This window comes from Peribacillus sp. NPDC097198, from assembly GCF_044762055.1.
In the GTDB taxonomy this organism is placed as follows: Bacteria; Bacillota; Bacilli; order Bacillales; family DSM-1321; genus Peribacillus.
Genome location: NZ_JBIWDO010000011.1, coordinates 67,687 through 86,725, shown reverse-complemented (window position 1 = coordinate 86,725; position 19,039 = coordinate 67,687). Strand labels below are relative to the sequence as shown.

Genomic DNA, 19,039 nt, shown 5'->3' with positions numbered 1-19,039 from the left:
GGTATTAGATATTAATAGCGATTCTTGGCAATGGAACAGTGACATTAGCAGGTGACGTCTTATTAAATGCTGGAGATTTCGTCGGATTATTTTATGAATCTGATGGGGTAACTTTAGGAATTGATTTAGGCCGAGATGATAATAGTATTGTTTGGTCAGCTCATCGCCTCATTCAAATTAGAGAAAGACCTTGTTAATAAGCTTCTAATGTTAGGATGATATCCCTTAGTGGGCGATCTTCCTTTTTGTATTTAGGCTAGATAGTATTGGAAAATAGCTATGAATGTGAAAAATGAATGACAATATATAAAATATAAGCAGGAGAAGTAACCCTCTCATTTTGCTTACATATTATACATAATTCAGAGAAATTCAAATTTGCTCTTTCTATATCAGAAGAGGTAAATTGTCATATCAATGTGAAACGTTTTACACTAAATGTCTATAGGAGTGAAAGATTTGCGCCTTATTTTATTATCTGGAGGTTCGGGAAAGCGCCTCTGGCCTTTGTCGAATAGTTCCCGTTCTAAACAATTTTTAAGACTATTGCCATCTGAGCAAAAAACAAATTCAAAAGTATCTATGATTCAACGTGTGTGGAACCAACTGGAAAACGTCAATCTAGCTGATCGTACGATTATCTCCACAAATAAATCTCAGGTTGATATGATAATTAGCCAATTAGGTAATGATGTACCTCTGATTATGGAACCAAGTCGAAGAGATACTTATCCGGCTATTGTTTTAGCCTCTCTATATTTATATTCAGTAGAAAGTGTAGACCCTGAGGAAGTGGTTGGAGTTATGCCCGTCGATCCTTTTGCAGGAGATGAGTTTTTCGAGCATATGATTACTTTAGAGAAGGTTTTGCAACAATCAATGGCTGATTTAGCTTTAGTAGGTATTGCACCTACTTACCCATCAGAAAAGTATGGTTATATAGTTCCTATTGCCTCACAAAATACAAAACATGAAGAAGCTTTTCAAAGAGTGAGTTATTTCACAGAAAAGCCAAATCATGACAAAGCTAAGCAATTGATAAAAGAGGGAGCATTATGGAATGGTGGGATTTTTGCCTTTAAGCTGGGATTTTTATTAAATTATATTAAAACGCAGGGACTTCCACTTAGCTATGCTGAAGTATTTAACCAGTTTAATCGGTTACCGAAAAATAGTTTTGATTATGAAGTGGTTGAAAAATCAAATAATATTATTGTTGTCCCTTATAACGGTGAATGGAAAGATCTTGGAACCTGGAATACTCTTACAGAGGAAATGAAAACGCCGATAGTTGGCAAAGGAAGTATTGGTCCGGATTGTCGAAATGTCCATGTGATTAATGAATTGGATATACCTGTATCTGTTTTGGGTGTTTCAGATCTTGTTGTGGTGGTTAGCCCTGATGGAATTCTTGTTACAGATAAAGAGGCCAGCCAAAGAGTCAAGGAAATTTCTCTTCAAATTGAAGAGCGTCCGATGTATGAAGAGCGTCGATGGGGTTGGTACCATGTATTGGATTATACAAAATTTGATGAAGCCAATGAAGTTCTAACTAAGAGAATTGGTATAACAGCTAATAAAAACATCAGTTATCAGAGACACTTCCATCGTAGCGAAGTCTGGACAATTATCAATGGAACTGGGTTATTTGTTCTTAATGATATAATCCGGGTAGTGAACCCGGGCGATGTTCTTGAAATTCCTTTAGGGGCTGCCCATGGTATTAAAGCACTTACTGATTTGGAAATTATTGAAGTGCAGTGTGGTACGGAACTCATCGAGGAAGACATCCTCCGTATTTTTATGACTTGGGAGGAAGTGGAGGCCAACTGTACACACCTAGAAAAAGAATGACCTCTCAGTTTTGTACAAGTAAATAAACTTCAGATTAATAAAAACGTTAATGGAAGGCTGTGTTTTATTAAATGGAAACTAATGAATTTGTAACCATTGCCATTCTAGCCAAAGAGAAAGCTCACGTTTTGCCCATGTACTTGGACTTAATTGAGAAACAAACTTACCCAGCATCTAAAATTAAACTTTATATACGTACAAATAACAATCGAGATCAAACAGCGGTATTACTAGAACAGTGGGTAGAAAAAGTAAAAGACAAATATTCAGAAATCCATATCGACTCGAGTGATGTAGTGGAGCGTGTACAGGATTTTAGACCACATGACTGGAACCCGGTGAAATTGAGTGTGTTGGCACGTCTCCGACAAGAATCGATTGAATGGGCTTTAGCTAGAGGGACGCATTACTTTGTAGTGGATTGCGATAACTTTATTATCCCGGAAACACTTCAAACGCTTCTAGATACGAGATTGCCAGTAATAGGTCCCCTGTTAAGGAATGGCGATGACCAATTAAGCAATTATTCAAATTACCATTACCTTGTAGATGAAAATGGTTATTACAAACATTCCCCTTTATACTACGATATATTAACTGGGTCAATTAAAGGACTTATTGAGGTCGAGGTAATTCATTGTACGTACTTGGTTCGAAAGGAAGTATTGAATCAAGTCAGTTATTTGGATAATAGTGGACGATTTGAATATGTAATATTTAGTGACAATTTAAGAAAAGCAGGAATCCCCCAGTACATCGATAACCGTCTGAATTACGGAAAACTCACTTTTTGTGATACTGAAGAAGAATTCAAATCAAAAAACATTTCTTTATAGTCCTACTTCCATTCAAAGCAGAAGGTTAATGGTTAGTATGGACGTCTCCCCTCTCCTTAATTAAACTCCAGATATTCAACAGTAATAAATTCATATATAAAGGTTACCTTCTGCTTATTTTTATTGACTGTTATCGTTAAAGCCGAATGATTTTTTTATGTAAACTAAAAAAGCATACGATTTGTAGAAGAAGCAGATGAAAAGTGCAATAATTACTGGGCAGGATGGAGCTTATTTGGCTCGCTTTTTATTAAACAAAGTATATGGGCTAATGGCTCGGAGAAGTACAAGTACAATTTGGAGATTAGCATTTCTGGAAATTCAAGACGAAGTGGAATTAATTGAAGGAGATATGACTGACCTAGCTTATTTAATAAAGGCGATGGAAATTTCCAAGACAGATGAATTGTATAATTTAGCAGCATAGAGTTCTGTTGGAAAATAATGGTAATAACCTATGCTTACAGCAGATGTAACAGGGGTGGTGTCGTCAATTTATTGGAAGCGATATGGTTTACCAATCCTGCCGTAAAGTTTATCAAGCATCGACAAGCGAGATGTTTGGATTGATCCAAGAAGAAAAACAATCCGAATCCACTCCTGATTGCATCTAAATCCACCTTATTTAAAATTTCTTCGATACTATTTGAATCCATGAAATCCAATGACTGTATAGCTTTGCTAATCCGTAAGGACTTCTCGGATAGAAAGCTGGTGAAGTGGGGCTGCAATTAGCGAAGAAAAACAAACTAGCATTAGTACATGTTAGACCCTTTAATCGTTTTGGGACTGGTCAAGCGGAAGGGTTTGGTGTGAGCGATTTTTCAGCTCGAATTTCCAAATAGAATATGGTCTAGCCTAGCCTGTTATTTATGTAGGGGATCTATCTTCACGACGGGATTTCACCGATGTTCGGGATATTGTAAGGGCCTATGCATTATTATTGGAGAGCGAAGTGGAAACAGGAATTTATAATGTAAGTTCAGAGATTCCAAGAAAGGTTGAGGACATTTTGTTGAACTTAATAAGTATTTCGGTACGTGACAACAACATTCAAGTAGATCCAAACAAGTTCAGACATTCCGAAGTACCAATCTTTATTGGCGATTCTTCGAAAATAAATAACTCTGTTCATTGGAAACAGGAACGTGATTTTTATGCTAGTTTGAAAGAGACTTTAGATTGGTGGAGAGCTAAAATTAGGGGGAAAACTGACTTTCCATGGGTTTTCTAAGTGTTCTAATATATCCGCCAAAATAATCGTATCAAAGGTAGCGGTTGGATATGGAAGGTCCGATGATTCAATATTTAGCGTATCGACACGTTCATAATGATTCTTGGCAGTACGAGATTAACAATTTCAGGTCTTGGATGAACGTAATAAGTTAGATCAACTTTCCACTTATCAAGAAATCTCTGCCGATTTAAATGATATAAATGTTGGATGTTGATATCTTGATTTGCTGTAAAGGTGGCATGGCCATGATGATGTACAAATGAATCATAGGCTATTCTCAATTGATAACCTTCTATAAGTGTACGAAGACATAAATCGTCATCTTCAAAGGACCCATATTCAAACCGTTCGTCAAAACCACCGATTTTATCAAGCACTTCTTTTTTCACTAGTAAGCAAAATCCTACTAAACGCATGACTTGCTTAGACTTGCCAACATTTTTTTGACAGAAATCCGCTGAAAAATCATCGATACCGTCAATGTCGCTATAATCCACTGCAATTTGCTGTGGGCCACTTACATAATTACTTACGGGTCCGACCATGCCTATTTTTTTGTCACTATAAAGCAAGGTGAGCATGGATTGTAGCCAATTTTGTGTCACGATTGTATCATTATTTAAAAATAAAACCGTATCGCCCGTTGCGATATCAAGCCCTTGGTTACAGCCTTTTGCAAACCCGGCGTTCTTTTCATTGAAGATGGTCTTTAAAGAGGGAATACTTTTTAAATGGTCGACTGTCCCATCTGAAGAGCCATTATCAACGACGATAATTTCTATATCTTTGTCATCGGTATGTTCTTTAATGCTGGTAAGGCACTGTTTGGTTAAAGGTAATTCGTTATATGTGAGAATAACAATACTGGTTTTCAGTATTACCTCCACCTTTCATAGTTAATATTCAATTAAATATATGTGGGCGTTAAAGATTTAGTGAATCCTTCCAGGTGTTCGTTAAGCGATATAGGTGGAAAAGATAGAAATTTCTTAGGGCAAGATTCATGCATCCACCTATAATTCGCACTTGACAAATGGGTTTAATGAGCTTAGTATTTACTTACAATTACTAAGACTGCTGACCAGATTACTGGAGGCTTCCCATTCAAGTGGATGGAAAGCCTTTTACATTTTTATGCCTTTGAATGATTAAATTCATATGGGAACAAAGGACGAATCAAAGGAGGAAAGAAATATTGGGGATATTGCTTGAAAAGACTTTAGAAAAGAAAAAGTTTCTAATTGATCAATTAATAAGTAAAGGCATTTATAAAAAAAATAATATACATCTATATGAATTAAGGTTATGTGAATTAGAAGAAGAGTATCTTAAAATTCAAATCCAAGAAAATAAATAGATTATAGACGTGGAAATACATGTAGGTATTTTAAATATGTGATAAAAAAGGAGAGGGTTGTGTGGGGGATACGATAAGGAAGGGTATGGAAGAAAGACGAAAAAAGTTAATTAATAAACTGAGTATCGCTTATCAAGATGAAAGCATGGAGAAACTGTTGAAGTTACCTTTAACTGAATTAGAAAATATGCATAGCAAACTTTTGTTAGAATACCATCCACATAATGATGTAGGTTCTCTTCGCTGGTCGAAAAAGAAATAAAGTCATTTTTGTAAACGCTTTCTTACTGTGCCTGGATAGGTAGCATCCATTAAGGATGCTGCTTTATTATTTGTTCGGAACGTTGTAATTTGCATTCTATTTCGGCTTTCCTTTGTTTTTAAAACCATGTATAGTTATCGTTATATATAATTGAATATTATGAAAGTTCAAATAGAAAGAAGGGGAAGTATGAACTTATCGATTTCTGAAATGTTCATCGGGCAGATTGCAAGGTTGCAACGTACATTTAGTATTTCAGACGTAAGGATATGTAGTGAATTAACAAATGACAATAGCCCGATTTATCAATTGAATAAAGAGGAGTGGAAAAGCAATTACGACCAGCCAGTCATTCCTGGTCTGCTAACGGAAGGGTTAATCACCCAAGTGATTAGTGAAAAACTTCCGGGTAGTGCCTGTGTTTTATTACAAAAGGAATTAATCTTTTATCATCCAGTGCACGTTGGTGATTTAATTACGGCGGAACTTGAAGTAATTGATATTAATATCGATAGAAATTGGGTTACACAAAAGGTCACTTGCTATAATCAAACGGGAATCGAAGTGATTAAAGGACAAGTTGTGATTCTACTCTTAAAAAACGATCAAGTTGTTTTGTGATGTATATGGAAAAAGTGATACATGAATTAAAAAGTTGGGGCTCAATAGAAGTGAACCTAAAAGGGAAAGTACTTGGTGTTAGTCCAGATTTTTTAGAACATTTTAGTGTCATGAAGGATGATGTAATAGGTAAATCAATCATGAATATCATTCAAACCTCTCCGAAAAGTCCTCTAGAAAGTCGTGATTCGAGGAATGTCTTCTCTGGTGTCATTTTTGGCCAGGCGTGTTTTATTAGGATCACTAGAAAAGATCAAAATAACGTTTATCACGTCATCATACGGCAAGAAGAGTTAGAGCATGCCGATTTATCATTTTATGCAAATGCATTGGAAAAGTATAAAAATAGGAAAAAATCCAGTATTGAAACAAATAAGTATGACTTCGAAGGGATTATAGGAAATAGTCCTGCAATCGAACGGATTAAGGAACTGGCGGCTAGAATTGCAATAAGCAATTCAACTGTACTCATAACTGGGGAAACGGGAACAGGAAAAGAACTGTTTGCTCAAGCAATACACGGTTTGAGTACAAGAAAGGCCCACCCTTTCATACCCATAAATTGTGCTGCCATTCCGGACGAATTATTTGAATCTGAGGTCTTTGGGTACGAACCTGGTGCCTTTAGTGGAGCAAAAAAGGAAGGGAAGCCAGGGAAAATAGAATTAGCTCAGAACGGTACGCTTTTCTTGGATGAAATATCAGAGCTTCCTTACCAGGCCCAAGGAAAGCTTTTACGTGTTTTGCAGGAACGGGAAGTAGAAAGACTGGGTGGAACAGGGAGTAAAAATATCGATGTTCGTATTATTGCGGCAACGAATAGGGATTTAAAAACGCTCATACAAGAAGGAAAGTTTCGTCAGGATTTATATTATCGTTTGTATGTGTTTGAATTGAAACTTCCATCATTGAGAGAGCGAAAGGAAGATATTCTTCCATTAGGCTATTATTTTATCAATCACTTCAATAAGATTTTAGGATGTGATGTAAGGGAGATAGATCCCACGCTTCAAGAATGGTTGACTTCCTATAATTGGCCTGGGAATGTCCGTGAGTATCAAGCATTTATCGAACGCGGGATGAATTTTGCTGAGGGGGCGACATTGAAAATGGATTCTTCACTTCTGGCTCCTCACATGAATGTGCGAGACTCATATGACGGCTCAAAAGAAAACGCTTACTTTGGGAGTTTGGATGAAGTGGTAAGAAATGCTGAAGCATTGGCTATCCGGCGTACATTAAAGGAGTGTGGCGGAGATCGTTCTTTAGCCGCTCAAAAACTTAAGATTCATATTGCGAGCTTATACAGAAAAATATCGAAGTATAACCTGAAATAGCATGGTTATTAAATGGTTTTTACACAAAGGGGCTGTCTAATAAGTCCTTATGCCAGTGAATTTCGCAAAAACAAAAAGGCAGAAATGTTGTTAAATCAACGTTTCTGCCTTTTACTATTTATTCAATTTCGGTGTAATTACACCTTTTGGGACAGCCCCTTTGTGTTTCAGTTTTGTATTTCGCATTTCTGTTTTGCAAGTTTGCGAAAAGTAGTAAAACTGATAAAATACTTTTCTTTTAAAACCCTCTAAAGCACAAATCCATCTTGGCACGCATCTTGCAATATAGAATAACAACAAGGGAGAATTCCCTCTTCCTTTTAAGAGGCATGAAACGATATGTAGATTCGTTTTGAACAGTTGATGTTCTTCACCAGACTTACAATTCTGAAAAAAAGGGAGGAATAAGATGATGGATTTTACATTTACGGAAGAACAAGAGCATTTTCGAAAAATGTTGAAGGAATTCGCCAAAGAAGAATTGCTGCCACACTATACTAAGTGGGACCGAGAAGAAGTCACGCCAAGGCATTTGTGGAAGAAGCTTGGTGAATTAGGGGTAAATGGTTTGCGCATCCCCATTGAGTATGGGGGTAGCGGAGCTGACTGCGTCACCACCGGGATTGCTGCTGAAGAGATAGGGCGTGGGGATTTCAATCTAACCTATGCAGTCATGCTGAATGCATTGATTGGCGAAATTATAACCAATCATGCTAGAGAAGAATTGAAAAACGAATGGTTACCCAAGATTGCAAGTGGGGAGAAGATTGTTGGCATTGCCATTACGGAGCCTTCAGCGGGTACAGATGCCGGGGGAATCAAAACAACTGCGGTACATAATGGAAATGTATATGTCCTTAATGGTGAAAAGTCGGGAATAAGTGTAGCGACTTGTGCAGATGCTTTCGTTTTATTCGCCAAGACAGAACCTGATTTGGGGAATCAAGGAATAAGTGCATTCATTGTTCCATCCGATCTTCCTGGAGTGGAATGCAAAGGGTACAAAGACATGGGGAATATACCAATTGGCAGGGGCTCCATTTATTTGAATGATGTTGAAGTTCCAGAGGAGTATATGATTGGACTTCAAAATAAAGGTTTTTCCCAAGTGATGAATGGGTTTGACCTAAGTCGTTTATTAATCGGGCTGCAATGTGTAGGGGCTGCTTCGCAAAGTCTCGATGAGACGATTGAACACGTTAAAGTAAGACAATCTTTTGGTAAACCATTGGCGACATACCAAGGGGTTTCATTCCCCATCGTGACTCATTTTACCCAATTGGAATTGGTGAAATGGCAGGCTTATCGTGGACTTTGGCTTCGTGATCAAGGTTTGAAACATAGTAAAGAATCTGCTTCAGTAAAGTGGTTAGGCCCCAAATATAGTGTGGAAGCCATTCATGAATGCTTATTGTTGAACGGGCACTATGCTTATACGAAGGAAATGCCCTTAGAACAACGTTTGCGGGATGTGATTGGATTAGAGATTGGTGATGGAACTGCACAAGCCAATATGATGGTCATTGCAAAAGACATTATCGGAAAAGAATTCCGGTCTTATTAGAATAGAGGAGGGAGGAATGGATAATTTAAATCGCTATTTTATTGGTCAAATCGCCAGAGTGCAAAAAACCTTTACAGAAGATGATGTGACAGGGTGGAGCTCTCTGACACATGATTACAATGATGTGTATGGTCTTGATATTTCTAAAAGGGATGGAAGGCCCTCAATGGTCCCAGGAATTTTAAGCGAGGGGCTCATCACGGAGGCAATCAGTAAGGAATTACCTGAAGGGCCATGTGTCATCATTCAAAAAGAACTGGTGTTCATTCAACCGGTACAAATGGATAGCACGATTACTGCCGAGATAGAGATCATTGATGTCGATGTACAGCGACATTGGATAACGATGAAAGTGAGATGTATGAATGAACAGCGTATTGACGTCATTCAAGGGAAAATCATGATAAAACTATTAAGTTAGGGAGGAATTAAACGATGGAATTAACTGATGTTTTATATGAAAAAACGGAGGGCATAGCAAAAGTTACGATTAACCGTCCTAAAGTCTACAACGCTTTTCGTGCAAGAACGATCCAGGAACTAATCTGGGCTTTCCGTGACGCATGGGATGATAACAGAATTGGTGCAGTAATTTTGACAGGGACCGGTGAAAAGGCGTTTTGTGTCGGTGGTGATCAAAAAGAAAAAGGAGAAGAAGGAGGGTATGATCATTCCGGTGGCTTAGGAGGTGGGATGGGATTAGAAATTGAAACCCTGCACCAAACCATTCGAAACATCCCAAAGCCTGTCATCGCGGCAGTGAATGGATATGCCATTGGAGGAGGCCATGTCCTACACGTCATCTGTGACTTGACAATTGCATCAGAAACGGCAAAATTCGGGCAAAGTGGCCCAAAAGTAGGGAGTTATGATGCAGGATTTGGTTCTGCGTATCTTGCCCGGATAGTCGGTGAAAAGAAAGCGAGGGAAATTTGGTATTTGTGTGAACAATATTCCGCACAGGAGTCAAAAGAGATGGGACTTGTGAATAAAATCGTCCCTGCAGATCAGTTGCAACATGCGGCAAAAGAATGGGCGATGAAGATTCTTGAGAAGAGTCCGACTGCATTGAAAATGCTTAAGTATTCCTTTAATGCTGATAGTGCAAACATCCAAGGGATATCCCAGTTATCGATGGGTAGTTTAGCGATGTTTTATAACACACCAGAATCAGAAGAAGGAAAAAATGCTTTTCTTGAAAAAAGGCCAGTGGATTTTAAACAATTCAGAAGATGATGAAGGGGATGAACTCTATTGAAATTCGATACGATTTTGAGTTAGGAATATGTGGAAAAATACCAATCTATTTGGCCAAATCGAACGATTCTGGATTATTTACATGATGTGATAGAGAACAATCCGGAGAAGACGGCAATCATTGATAAAAAAAGCCGTTATACGTATAAGGAGTTAGGAAAGCTGGTCGATCGGGTCGCTTTAGGTCTCATTCATATAGGAATGGGAAAGGGAGACGTCATCTCTTTTCAACTACCAAATTGGAATGAATTCATTATTCTCCATTATGCCGTCACTCGGATAGGGGCGATAAGCAATCCCTTGATTCCCATTTATCGTGATAGGGAAATTGGATTCATGGTGGAGATGGCGGAATCTAAGATGATTGTGGTTCCGGATCGTTTCCGTGACTACTATTATCCTGACATGATTGAGAGGCTAGCTCATCGGTGGCCTTCATTAGAGCATGTTTTTGTGGTCGGTGAAGAAGTACCGAATGGAATGAAAGCGTTCTCTTCCCTACTTGAGGAACCATGGGAAGAGCGGATGGATGTTTCCATTCTAGATGCCATCAAGCATGATCCGAACGATATTACAGAAATCATCTTCACCTCGGGAACGACCGGGAGTCCAAAAGGGGTCATGCATACACATAATACGCTTTGTGTATCAACAAATTATTGGATTGACCATCTGCGTTTAACATCGGATGACGTGCTCTTCATGGCATCCACCTTTGCCCATCAAACGGGATTTGGGTATGGTGTGCGGTTACCTACCCATTTTGGAGGTACTGGTGTCTATCAAGACATTTGGAACCCGAATGAGTTTATTGAGTGGATCGAGAAGGAGAAGATAACGTTTACTGCGGGTGCAACACCCTTCCTGCAAGATACCGTTCAATTGGAAGGGATAGAAAGGGGTCATATTCAATCTCTTCGAGCCTTTGTAGCTTTAGGTGCCCCAATTCCTAGACAGCTTGTGAGAGAAGCGAAAGAAAAAGTCCCATTCAAAATATTGTCGGGATGGGGACAAACGGAAAATGGTTTAGTGACATTGACAAGACTTGATGATTCGGAAGAAAAGTTAACGAGTACGGATGGAGCCCCTTTTCCCCATATGGAACTCAAGATAATCGATTTTAAAGGAGAAAGTTGTCCTCCTAATGTAGAAGGTGATTTACTCGCAAGAGGCCCTGCGATGTTTGTCGGGTATCTCAAACGAATGGAAGACACCATAGCGGAACATAAGAATGGTTGGTTCATTACCGGTGACCGGGCGGTAATGGACGAGGATGGATATATCCGAATTTCCGGTAGAAATAAAGACATCATCATTCGAGGCGGAGAAAATATCCCGGTTGCATATGTAGAAAACGTATTATACGAACATCCCGATGTTTCAACCGTACAGGTTATTGCTGTACCTGATACACGCCTTCAGGAAAAAGCATGCGCTTGTATCAGCATGAAACCAGGGAAGGTTCCCATTACAATGGATTCAATGAAGGAATTTCTCTCGAAGAAAGGCTTAGCTAAACAATATTGGCCAGAACAGCTAGAAATTTTGACGGAATTCCCACGTACCCCAAGCGGGAAAATTCAGAAGTTTCGTCTGAGGGAAATGATAAATGAAAAGATTGGAGATAACATTTAAGGCCAGGGTAAATGATCGATTAAAAGAAAATGAAAAAATGGAGGGATTGATATGACTAAACGAGTCGCTTTTATCACGGGGGCAGGAAGTGGCATTGGCAGAGAAATCGCAAAAAAACTGGCTTCAAGAAATATGAGAGTGATTGTGGCAGATATCAATAGTCAGAATGCGGATGAAACGGTTACTTTAATCGAGCGGGAGGGGAATGAAGCTAAATCCGTTTATTGTGATGTAACGAATTTGGATAGTGTAAAAAAAGCTGTGGAAGATTCGGTGGGCCATTATAAAAAGATTGATGTATTGGTCAATAACGCAGGGTGGGACAAGGTAGAACCGTTCTTAAAAAGTGATCCAAGCACGTGGAAAAGACTCATCGATATTAATTTACTCGGCCAAATTCATACGTGTAAGGAAATTTTACCGCTTATGATAGAAAATAATTATGGGAAAGTAGTCAATATTGCTTCAGATGCTGCAAGGGTCGGCTCTAGCGGGGAAGCGGTCTATTCCGCAGCAAAGGGTGGTGTCATTGCTTTCACGAAGACAATTGCAAGAGAAATGGCCCGTTATAAGCTTAACATCAATTGCATTGCCCCAGGACCAGCGGACACTCCATTATTTCAAGAGATTGGTTCGTACAATGAAGGGATCACAGGGGCCTTGGTAAAGGCGATACCATTCCGTCGTTTGGCTCAACCGGAGGATATTGCGGGTGCTGTTGCGTATTTTGTTTCGGATGAAGCGGGATACGTCACAGGGCAAACCCTATCTGTCAATGGAGGATTAACGATGGCTTAACAAGCCCAATGAGTAAGGGTTTTCCTTGTAGAGTTGAATGACCTATAAAGAATGCATGTTTCATAGAATGGAAGGAAACTAGATAGGGAATGACTTATGAAGGGAGTGGATTTTTTGGATTTTGAATTTTCAGACGATGTTACCTTATTAAAACAGGGTATCCGAGAGTTTATTGATAATGAGGTAGAGCCACATGCTATGTTAATTGAAGAAAGTGATGAAATTCCAGAAAGCATTTTACGGAAATCCAAAGAAATTGGTCTATTTGGTCTTAGTATTCCTGAGTCATATGGTGGACTGGGAATTGATATGGTGGGAAAATGTGCCATTCTGGAAGAGCTGGGGAGAACGCATAACGGCTATACCACTGTCATTGGCGGACATACGGGGATCGGTGGCGTCGGAATAGTAGAGATGGGAAATGATGCACAGAAACGAAAATATCTTCCCGATATGGCATCGGGTGAAAGAATCGGGGCTTTTGCTTTAACTGAACCCAGCGCAGGATCGCATGCTACCAATCTTAAAACGACCGCGATTAAAAGAGGTGATAAATATATCTTGAATGGGAGCAAGCATTATATTACCAATGCGCCTATTGCGGACATTTTTACAGTCATGGCAGTTACGGACCCATCAAAAGGGGCAAAGGGCATCACTTCCTTTATTGTCGAAAAAGATTTTCCTGGATTCCACATAGGAAAAATCGAGAAGAAAATGGGTCTTCATGGATCGCATTCTTCAGAGATTTTTTTCGAAGATTGTGAGGTGCCTGTTGAAAATGTTTTGGGTGATGTAGGGCAAGGGTATGTTAATGCATTGAAAATTTTAGCAAATGGACGTGCGGGAATGGCAGCAAGAAACTTAGGTTCGTGTGATAAGTTACTTGAGATGTCGATTGAATTTGCTCATATGCGAATTCAATTCGACAAGCCAATCTTTGAGCAGCAAGTCATTCAACATTACTTGGCCGAGATGGCATTGGATACGGAAGCTCTCCGTTCAATGACTTATCGTGTAGCGTGGATGGTAGATCAAAAAAGGAACGTTATTAAAGAAGCAGCCATGGTTAAATTATTAGGGTCGGAAACGTATAATCGGGTGGCAGACAAAGCTCTCCAAATACATGGAGGGATTGGCTATATATCTGAATATCCAATCGAACGTTTTTATCGGGATGCACGTATTACCAGGATTTATGAAGGGACTTCTGAAATTCAAAAAAATATCATAGCGGCACAGCTGCATAAGCAATACCAAAGAAAATCAGGGAGTCAAAGGATAGGGGTATAGAGCTATGGATCTTAACCTTAAGGGGGAAAATGTTTTAATAACGGGTGCAGCCAAAGGGATAGGTAAGGAAATTGCTTTAGCAGCGGCAAGAGCTGGTGCCAATATTGCTCTCCACTACCATGAATCACAGAAAGAGGCAGCAGAAACAGCAGAAAACATTAAAAAATGTGGAGTGAAACTTGTACTTGTACAGGCTGACCTTTCCAGGTTAGAGGAAGTCCAAGAAATGAAAGTGGTCACTAAACGTGAACTGGGAATCATTGATGGTGTCATTAATAATGCAGGATGGACACAATTTAAATCATTTTTTAAATATGAACCGGGTGAATGGAAAAAGGAAATGGAGGTTTGTTTTTATGGAGTCCTTCATTTGGCACATACATTTATGCCGGATATGATGGATAACAAACAGGGCAAATTCATTAATATAGTGGGAGACTCCGCCCGGACTGGTGATAAGAACCTAATCATATCAGGTGCAGCGAGAAGTGGGACTATCTCTTTTCTAAAATCCCTATCCCAAGAAGTAGGCAAGAGCAATGTTCAGTGCAATACCATTTCACTAGGATTAATCGATCAAGGTCAATCATTTGATACCGTCATGTTAGAAAAGCTAATCAAGCAATACCCGATGGGACGATTAGGAAAGGTGGATGACGTGATTGGAATTACCCTCTTTTTGTTGTCCAATTGGTCTGATTGGATAACCGGTCAGGTTATTCCTGTAAACGGAGGACATAGTATGATCGGTTAGAAAATATGCGGGTAACTCTGTATCCTTTAAAGGTGTTCATAAAAAGCAGGCTTCATCATTTTACTAGGGAAAAGAAAAGCTGTCGAGATTTTCTCGACAGCCTGACGAACTTGCTGGCATAGAAGTTCGTTTTTCTATTTAATGGAGTTATGATCCTGTTATTGTTACATGCTTTTAACTAGTAAATAAATAAAATAAGGTGCTCCCAAAATGGAGACAACGATACCTACTGGAAGTTCCATAGGGGCCAGGATGACTCTGCCTATCGTATCAGCGGATAACAGAAGAAGACCGCCCAATGCTGCCGTCATTGGCAGTAATCTCGTATGCCTTGGTCCCACTAATTTTCGGGCTATGTGTGGAGCAATCAAGCCTAAGAAAGTAATACCGCCACCAACGGATACACACGCGCCTGCTAAGGCCACTGAAATAAGCAATAATAGTCTGCGTTCTTTTTCGATAGGGAGACCAACCCCTATGGCAATTTGGTCACCTAAACCCATAACATCAAGTATTCTTGATTTATAGAAGGTTATCGGAATCAGGATGAGCAACCATGGTAATAAAGCCCAAACAAATGTCCAGTTCGTCCCCCAAATGGTCCCTGCCAGCCAAACGATGGTCTTCATGAAATCATTTGGCTCCATTTTCATCTGAAAAATGACCAAGCCTGCCCCAAATGCTGCATTTATACCGATACCGACCAACAATAACCTTACAGGTGTCACTCTTCCATTTTTCCACGATAGTACATAGATTAAGAAAGCGGCAAGAAATGCACCAAGTAAAGCGGTGAAAGGCATGATGAATATGGATGCCCAGCCCGTTAAGAAAGTAGTTCCCCGAAAGAAGAACATATACAATACAACGGCAAACCCTGCGCCTGAATTGATTCCGATAATCCCGGGGTCTGCTAAGGGATTTTGGGAAAGTCCTTGTAAAATGGCCCCTGAAATGGCAATTCCCATTCCGACAAGTATTGCCATGACTATACGCGGCAAACGAAATTCAAAAATGGTTAACTCGTTCTGAGGGGTGCCATCGCCCAATAGAGTTTTGATAACATCCCCTAAAGGAATTTTTATGTAGCCTGCATTAATGCTGATGAAAAAAACAAGTACGATTAAAAGGATGCTTGTAATAAGCAAAGACTTAAAGTGATTCCCCTTTTTGTACATTACATTCCGCTCCCTTCTTTACGAGCTAAATATAGGAAGAAAGGGACACCTATGATGGCCGTTATGGCTCCAACAGGTGTTTCAAACGGCGGGTTAACCAAGCGTCCTAAGATATCCGAAATTAGCAATAAGGTTCCGCCCAAAACAGCAGAGCAAGGAATGATCAAACGATAATCATTTCCTACTAAAAATCGCACAATATGCGGGATGACCAATCCAATAAAGCCGATCATTCCGGCAATCGATACTGCTGCACCTGTTAATAATAACACCACAATCGTACCAATGAACTTTATCAGGGGAATGTTTTGCCCAAGCCCTCGTGCCACTTCCTCACCCAGGCTAAGGATGGATATGGAACGTGAAAGGAATAAAGCCAACAAAAGCCCTCCCAGAATAAAGGGTAGAGCAAATGAAATGTGCTGTGGTTGGACGCTCGAGATGCTCCCTACAAACCAAAAGCTAATATCTTTTGAGACGTTAAATTTGATACCAATCGCTGTGGAAAGGGAACTTAGTAAGGAAGCAATGGCTGAACCGGCCAACGCCAACTTGACTGGAGTACTTCCACCCCTGGAAAGCGATGTGATTCCGAAGACAATGGCAGCACCCAATCCTGCACCAGCAAAAGAAAACATCATTAAACCTATATAGGTCATGCCAGGCAGAAAAGCGAGGGCAATCGCTATTAAAAAGGAAGATCCTGCGGTTACTCCCATAATGGAAGGATCGGCCAATGGATTTCTTGTCATACCCTGCATAATGGCTCCAGATACGGCTAAGGCAGCTCCTACGCATACTGCAGCAATGGCCCGGGGAAATCTTAATTCTCTAATGATGACATGAGATGAATTATTCTGATCAAATTCAAATAAGGCATTAAACACATCGCGATAATTTAAATCTGCAGCTCCAAAATTAACGGACAAGATAATGGAAATGGCCATACCGCCCAAACCTACTAGTAAGATAACCATACTCACAAAGAGATTCTTATTCGTATGAAGCAATGTGGTGTGTTCCTTTAGTTTTGAATCCATATTAACAACTACTCTCTAAAAAATGATTGACAATATTACCTTTCTATAATTAAATTAGTTGATAACAATTATCATTACCAAACAAATAATAGTCTATCATATCTCTAGGGGGATTCAAATGTATAATGTCATGAGTAAGAAAAAAATCATTCAATTACTAGGCGCCGGCCTATTAGCAATATCTTTAGCTGCATGTGGTGACGATGATGCAACTAAAGACGATGTTTCGACAAGTCAAACAGATGAAACATCAAGTAAAGAAGCAGTTAAATCAAAAACACTGACGGATGCCATGGGAAATGAAGTGGTCATTCCAGCTAATCCGAAACGTATCATCGCTTCATATCTTGAAGATAATTTGGTGGCTCTTGGTATCAAGCCAGCCGCTCAATGGAGTGTAAGTGATGGAGCAGAAGTTCAAGGATATCTACAAAGTGAACTAGAGGACGTTCCAACCATTCCATATGATCTTCCATTTGAATCCGTACAAAAAGTGGAACCGGATTTAATCATTATGGATTCTGCCACCATGGTTGAAGGCGGTAAATATGACCAATATAATAAAATTGCACCTACATATGTAATCGGAAACGAAGTTAATAATGACTGGCGAGATGAATTGAAACGCGTCGGGGAAGTATTCGGCAAAGAGAACGAAGCCAAAAAGGTTTTGACGGATTATGATAAAAAAGCAAAAGAAGCAAAGGGAACCCTTGAGGAAAAAGTGGGGAATCCTTCTGTAGCTGCAGTTTGGTTAGTTGGCGGGAAATTCTTCATTGTCAGCGATAACCTTTCAAGTGGAGCTGTCATGTACGGTGACTTAGGGTTAAAAGAACCGGATGTTGTGAAGGAAATCTCCGCTAACGCAACTGGGAACTGGAGTGAAATTTCTTTAGAGAAACTAGTTGAGTTGGATGCTGAACACCTATTTTTGATCAATAGTGATGATTCCGCTGGTTCAAAAGCTTTAAGCGATACGTTATGGAAAAGCGTACCTGCTGTCAAGGCTGGGAATGTTCATGAGTTCTCTCCTAATGAAAGCTGGTTGTATACAGGTGCCATTGCTAACGGGCAAATCATTGATAATATTTTAAAAAGTTTAGTAAAATAGTATAGTGTAATAAAGGCTATCACTTTTGCGAGGATAGCCTTTATTTTTTGCGGAAGTGTGTAATTGCTCTTCCTGTTTTTGTGAGTGAATATCTACTGAAAGAAGGTCATGATATGGGCCACTTATTAACAAAAGATTTGTATGTAGGCTACCAAGATCACATCATCGTCGATAATATGAATCTTCAATTCAAGAGTAACGAAATCACTACTATAATTGGGCCGAATGGATGCGGAAAATCTACATTGCTTAAGGCTATCACTAGAATCATTCCTCATATGAGAGGAAGTGTGTTGCTAGATGGTCAGTCGATAGCAAAGGAAAATACTAAAGAATTGGCAAGGAAAATGGCCATCCTGCCGCAAACCCAAGATGCTCCTGTTGGTTTAACTGTCCAGGAGCTCGTTTCTTACGGGCGTTTTCCATACCAAAAAGGGTTTGGTAAATTATCTTTAAGAGATTATGAAATAATAGATTGGGCCCTGGAGGCCACGAATACGGCAGAATTCAAATTTCGCCCCGTCGATTCTCTTTCCGGTGGACAGAGGCAACGTGTCTGGATTGCGATGGCATTAGCTCAGGAAACGGAAATCATCTTTTTGGATGAGCCGACAACATATTTGGATATGGCACATCAACTTGAGGTACTCGAGCTGTTGAAAGATTTGAATGAAAAGCAAAATCGGACGATTATAATGGTACTGCACGATCTAAACCATGCCTCGCGATTTTCACACAACATGATTGCATTAAAAGATGGTGTCCTTGTAAAAGAAGGGCTGAGTGAAGAAGTGATGAAAAAAGAAATATTGAAAGAAGTTTTCAATATTGATGCGGAGATCGTAGAGGATCCTCGTACAGGAAAACCATTATGCATGACGTATGATTTAATTCGGAATAAATGA

Annotated in this window: 20 protein-coding genes and 1 pseudogene; 18 read left to right on the top strand and 3 right to left on the bottom strand. The window is 39.5% G+C overall.

Annotated elements, in window-relative coordinates; genetic code table 11:
• Positions 1-459 precede the first annotated feature (459 nt).
• The 5 genes from ACIQXQ_RS17460 (at position 460) to ACIQXQ_RS17440 (ending at position 3,924) form a co-directional block, all read left to right on the top strand.
• A complete protein-coding gene (locus ACIQXQ_RS17460; protein WP_402873178.1) occupies positions 460-1,854 on the top strand; it encodes a sugar phosphate nucleotidyltransferase in 1,395 nt (464 codons plus the stop codon).
• 71 nt (positions 1,855-1,925) lie between these two features.
• On the top strand, positions 1,926-2,690 hold the full coding sequence (locus ACIQXQ_RS17455) for a glycosyltransferase family 2 protein (protein WP_402872575.1): 765 nt from the start codon (positions 1,926-1,928) through the stop codon (positions 2,688-2,690).
• 196 nt (positions 2,691-2,886) lie between these two features.
• Positions 2,887-3,117, top strand: a complete 231-nt coding sequence (locus ACIQXQ_RS17450) for a GDP-mannose 4,6-dehydratase (protein ID WP_402872577.1) — start codon at positions 2,887-2,889, stop codon at positions 3,115-3,117.
• A gap of 82 nt (positions 3,118-3,199) precedes the next feature.
• Positions 3,200-3,304, top strand: a complete 105-nt coding sequence (locus ACIQXQ_RS17445) for a GDP-mannose 4,6-dehydratase (RefSeq protein ID WP_402959154.1) — start codon at positions 3,200-3,202, stop codon at positions 3,302-3,304.
• 254 nt (positions 3,305-3,558) lie between these two features.
• Positions 3,559-3,924 carry a GDP-mannose 4,6-dehydratase gene (locus ACIQXQ_RS17440; protein ID WP_402873184.1) on the top strand — a complete coding sequence of 122 codons (366 nt, stop codon included), beginning with the start codon at positions 3,559-3,561 and terminating at the stop codon, positions 3,922-3,924.
• Here the strand turns inward: ACIQXQ_RS17440 and ACIQXQ_RS17435 are convergent.
• A pseudogene (locus tag ACIQXQ_RS17435) lies at positions 3,904-4,802 on the bottom strand (glycosyltransferase); the annotation flags it as partial. The gene ACIQXQ_RS17440 and the pseudogene ACIQXQ_RS17435 sit on opposite strands and share 21 nt — an antisense overlap.
• A gap of 320 nt (positions 4,803-5,122) precedes the next feature.
• Between ACIQXQ_RS17435 and fbpA the strand changes: the two are divergent.
• The 11 genes from fbpA to ACIQXQ_RS17380 all read left to right on the top strand — a co-directional run bounded on the left by fbpA (position 5,123) and on the right by ACIQXQ_RS17380 (position 14,805).
• Positions 5,123-5,284 (top strand): Fur-regulated basic protein FbpA, encoded by a 162-nt coding sequence (gene fbpA / locus ACIQXQ_RS17430; RefSeq protein ID WP_402872581.1) that lies wholly within the window; start codon positions 5,123-5,125, stop codon positions 5,282-5,284.
• 61 nt (positions 5,285-5,345) lie between these two features.
• Complete coding sequence (locus tag ACIQXQ_RS17425) at positions 5,346-5,546, top strand: Fur-regulated basic protein FbpA (RefSeq protein WP_402872586.1); 201 nt, start codon at positions 5,346-5,348, stop codon at positions 5,544-5,546.
• 189 nt (positions 5,547-5,735) lie between these two features.
• Positions 5,736-6,167 (top strand): hotdog family protein, encoded by a 432-nt coding sequence (locus ACIQXQ_RS17420; RefSeq protein ID WP_402872589.1) that lies wholly within the window; start codon positions 5,736-5,738, stop codon positions 6,165-6,167.
• Positions 6,167-7,504, top strand: a complete 1,338-nt coding sequence (locus ACIQXQ_RS17415; protein ID WP_402959152.1) for a sigma-54 interaction domain-containing protein — start codon at positions 6,167-6,169, stop codon at positions 7,502-7,504. Before ACIQXQ_RS17420 ends, ACIQXQ_RS17415 begins: the two co-directional genes overlap by 1 nt.
• Positions 7,505-7,913: 409 nt before the next feature.
• Entirely contained in the window at positions 7,914-9,068 is a 1,155-nt protein-coding gene (locus ACIQXQ_RS17410; protein WP_402959150.1) for an acyl-CoA dehydrogenase family protein, read from the top strand.
• Positions 9,069-9,084: 16 nt separating this feature from the next.
• Positions 9,085-9,489 (top strand): hotdog family protein, encoded by a 405-nt coding sequence (locus tag ACIQXQ_RS17405; protein WP_402872598.1) that lies wholly within the window; start codon positions 9,085-9,087, stop codon positions 9,487-9,489.
• Between the two features lie 14 nt (positions 9,490-9,503).
• Complete coding sequence (menB, locus tag ACIQXQ_RS17400) at positions 9,504-10,304, top strand: 1,4-dihydroxy-2-naphthoyl-CoA synthase (RefSeq protein WP_402872601.1); 801 nt, start codon at positions 9,504-9,506, stop codon at positions 10,302-10,304.
• Between the two features lie 51 nt (positions 10,305-10,355).
• A complete protein-coding gene (locus ACIQXQ_RS17395; protein ID WP_402959148.1) occupies positions 10,356-11,960 on the top strand; it encodes an AMP-binding protein in 1,605 nt (534 codons plus the stop codon).
• A 51-nt stretch (positions 11,961-12,011) separates the two neighbouring features.
• The gene (locus ACIQXQ_RS17390) at positions 12,012-12,758 is read left to right on the top strand and encodes an SDR family NAD(P)-dependent oxidoreductase (RefSeq protein WP_402872605.1); all 747 of its coding nucleotides are present in this window, start codon (positions 12,012-12,014) and stop codon (positions 12,756-12,758) included.
• A gap of 114 nt (positions 12,759-12,872) precedes the next feature.
• Positions 12,873-14,051 carry an acyl-CoA dehydrogenase family protein gene (locus ACIQXQ_RS17385; RefSeq protein ID WP_402959146.1) on the top strand — a complete coding sequence of 393 codons (1,179 nt, stop codon included), beginning with the start codon at positions 12,873-12,875 and terminating at the stop codon, positions 14,049-14,051.
• Positions 14,052-14,055: 4 nt separating this feature from the next.
• Positions 14,056-14,805, top strand: a complete 750-nt coding sequence (locus ACIQXQ_RS17380; RefSeq protein WP_402959144.1) for an SDR family NAD(P)-dependent oxidoreductase — start codon at positions 14,056-14,058, stop codon at positions 14,803-14,805.
• A 164-nt stretch (positions 14,806-14,969) separates the two neighbouring features.
• Here ACIQXQ_RS17380 and ACIQXQ_RS17375 read toward each other — a convergent pair whose 3' ends face one another.
• Positions 14,970-15,983 carry a FecCD family ABC transporter permease gene (locus tag ACIQXQ_RS17375; protein ID WP_402872616.1) on the bottom strand — a complete coding sequence of 338 codons (1,014 nt, stop codon included), beginning with the start codon at positions 15,981-15,983 and terminating at the stop codon, positions 14,970-14,972.
• Entirely contained in the window at positions 15,983-17,023 is a 1,041-nt protein-coding gene (locus tag ACIQXQ_RS17370) for a FecCD family ABC transporter permease (protein WP_402959142.1), read from the bottom strand. Before ACIQXQ_RS17370 ends, ACIQXQ_RS17375 begins: the two co-directional genes overlap by 1 nt.
• A 118-nt stretch (positions 17,024-17,141) precedes the next feature.
• Between ACIQXQ_RS17370 and ACIQXQ_RS17365 the strand changes: the two genes are divergently transcribed.
• Together ACIQXQ_RS17365 and ACIQXQ_RS17360 are read left to right on the top strand one after the other, a co-directional pair.
• Positions 17,142-18,134: an ABC transporter substrate-binding protein gene (locus ACIQXQ_RS17365; protein ID WP_402959140.1), complete on the top strand. Its 993-nt coding sequence runs from the start codon at positions 17,142-17,144 to the stop codon at positions 18,132-18,134.
• A gap of 113 nt (positions 18,135-18,247) precedes the next feature.
• The gene (locus ACIQXQ_RS17360; protein WP_402873187.1) at positions 18,248-19,039 is read left to right on the top strand and encodes an ABC transporter ATP-binding protein; all 792 of its coding nucleotides are present in this window, start codon (positions 18,248-18,250) and stop codon (positions 19,037-19,039) included.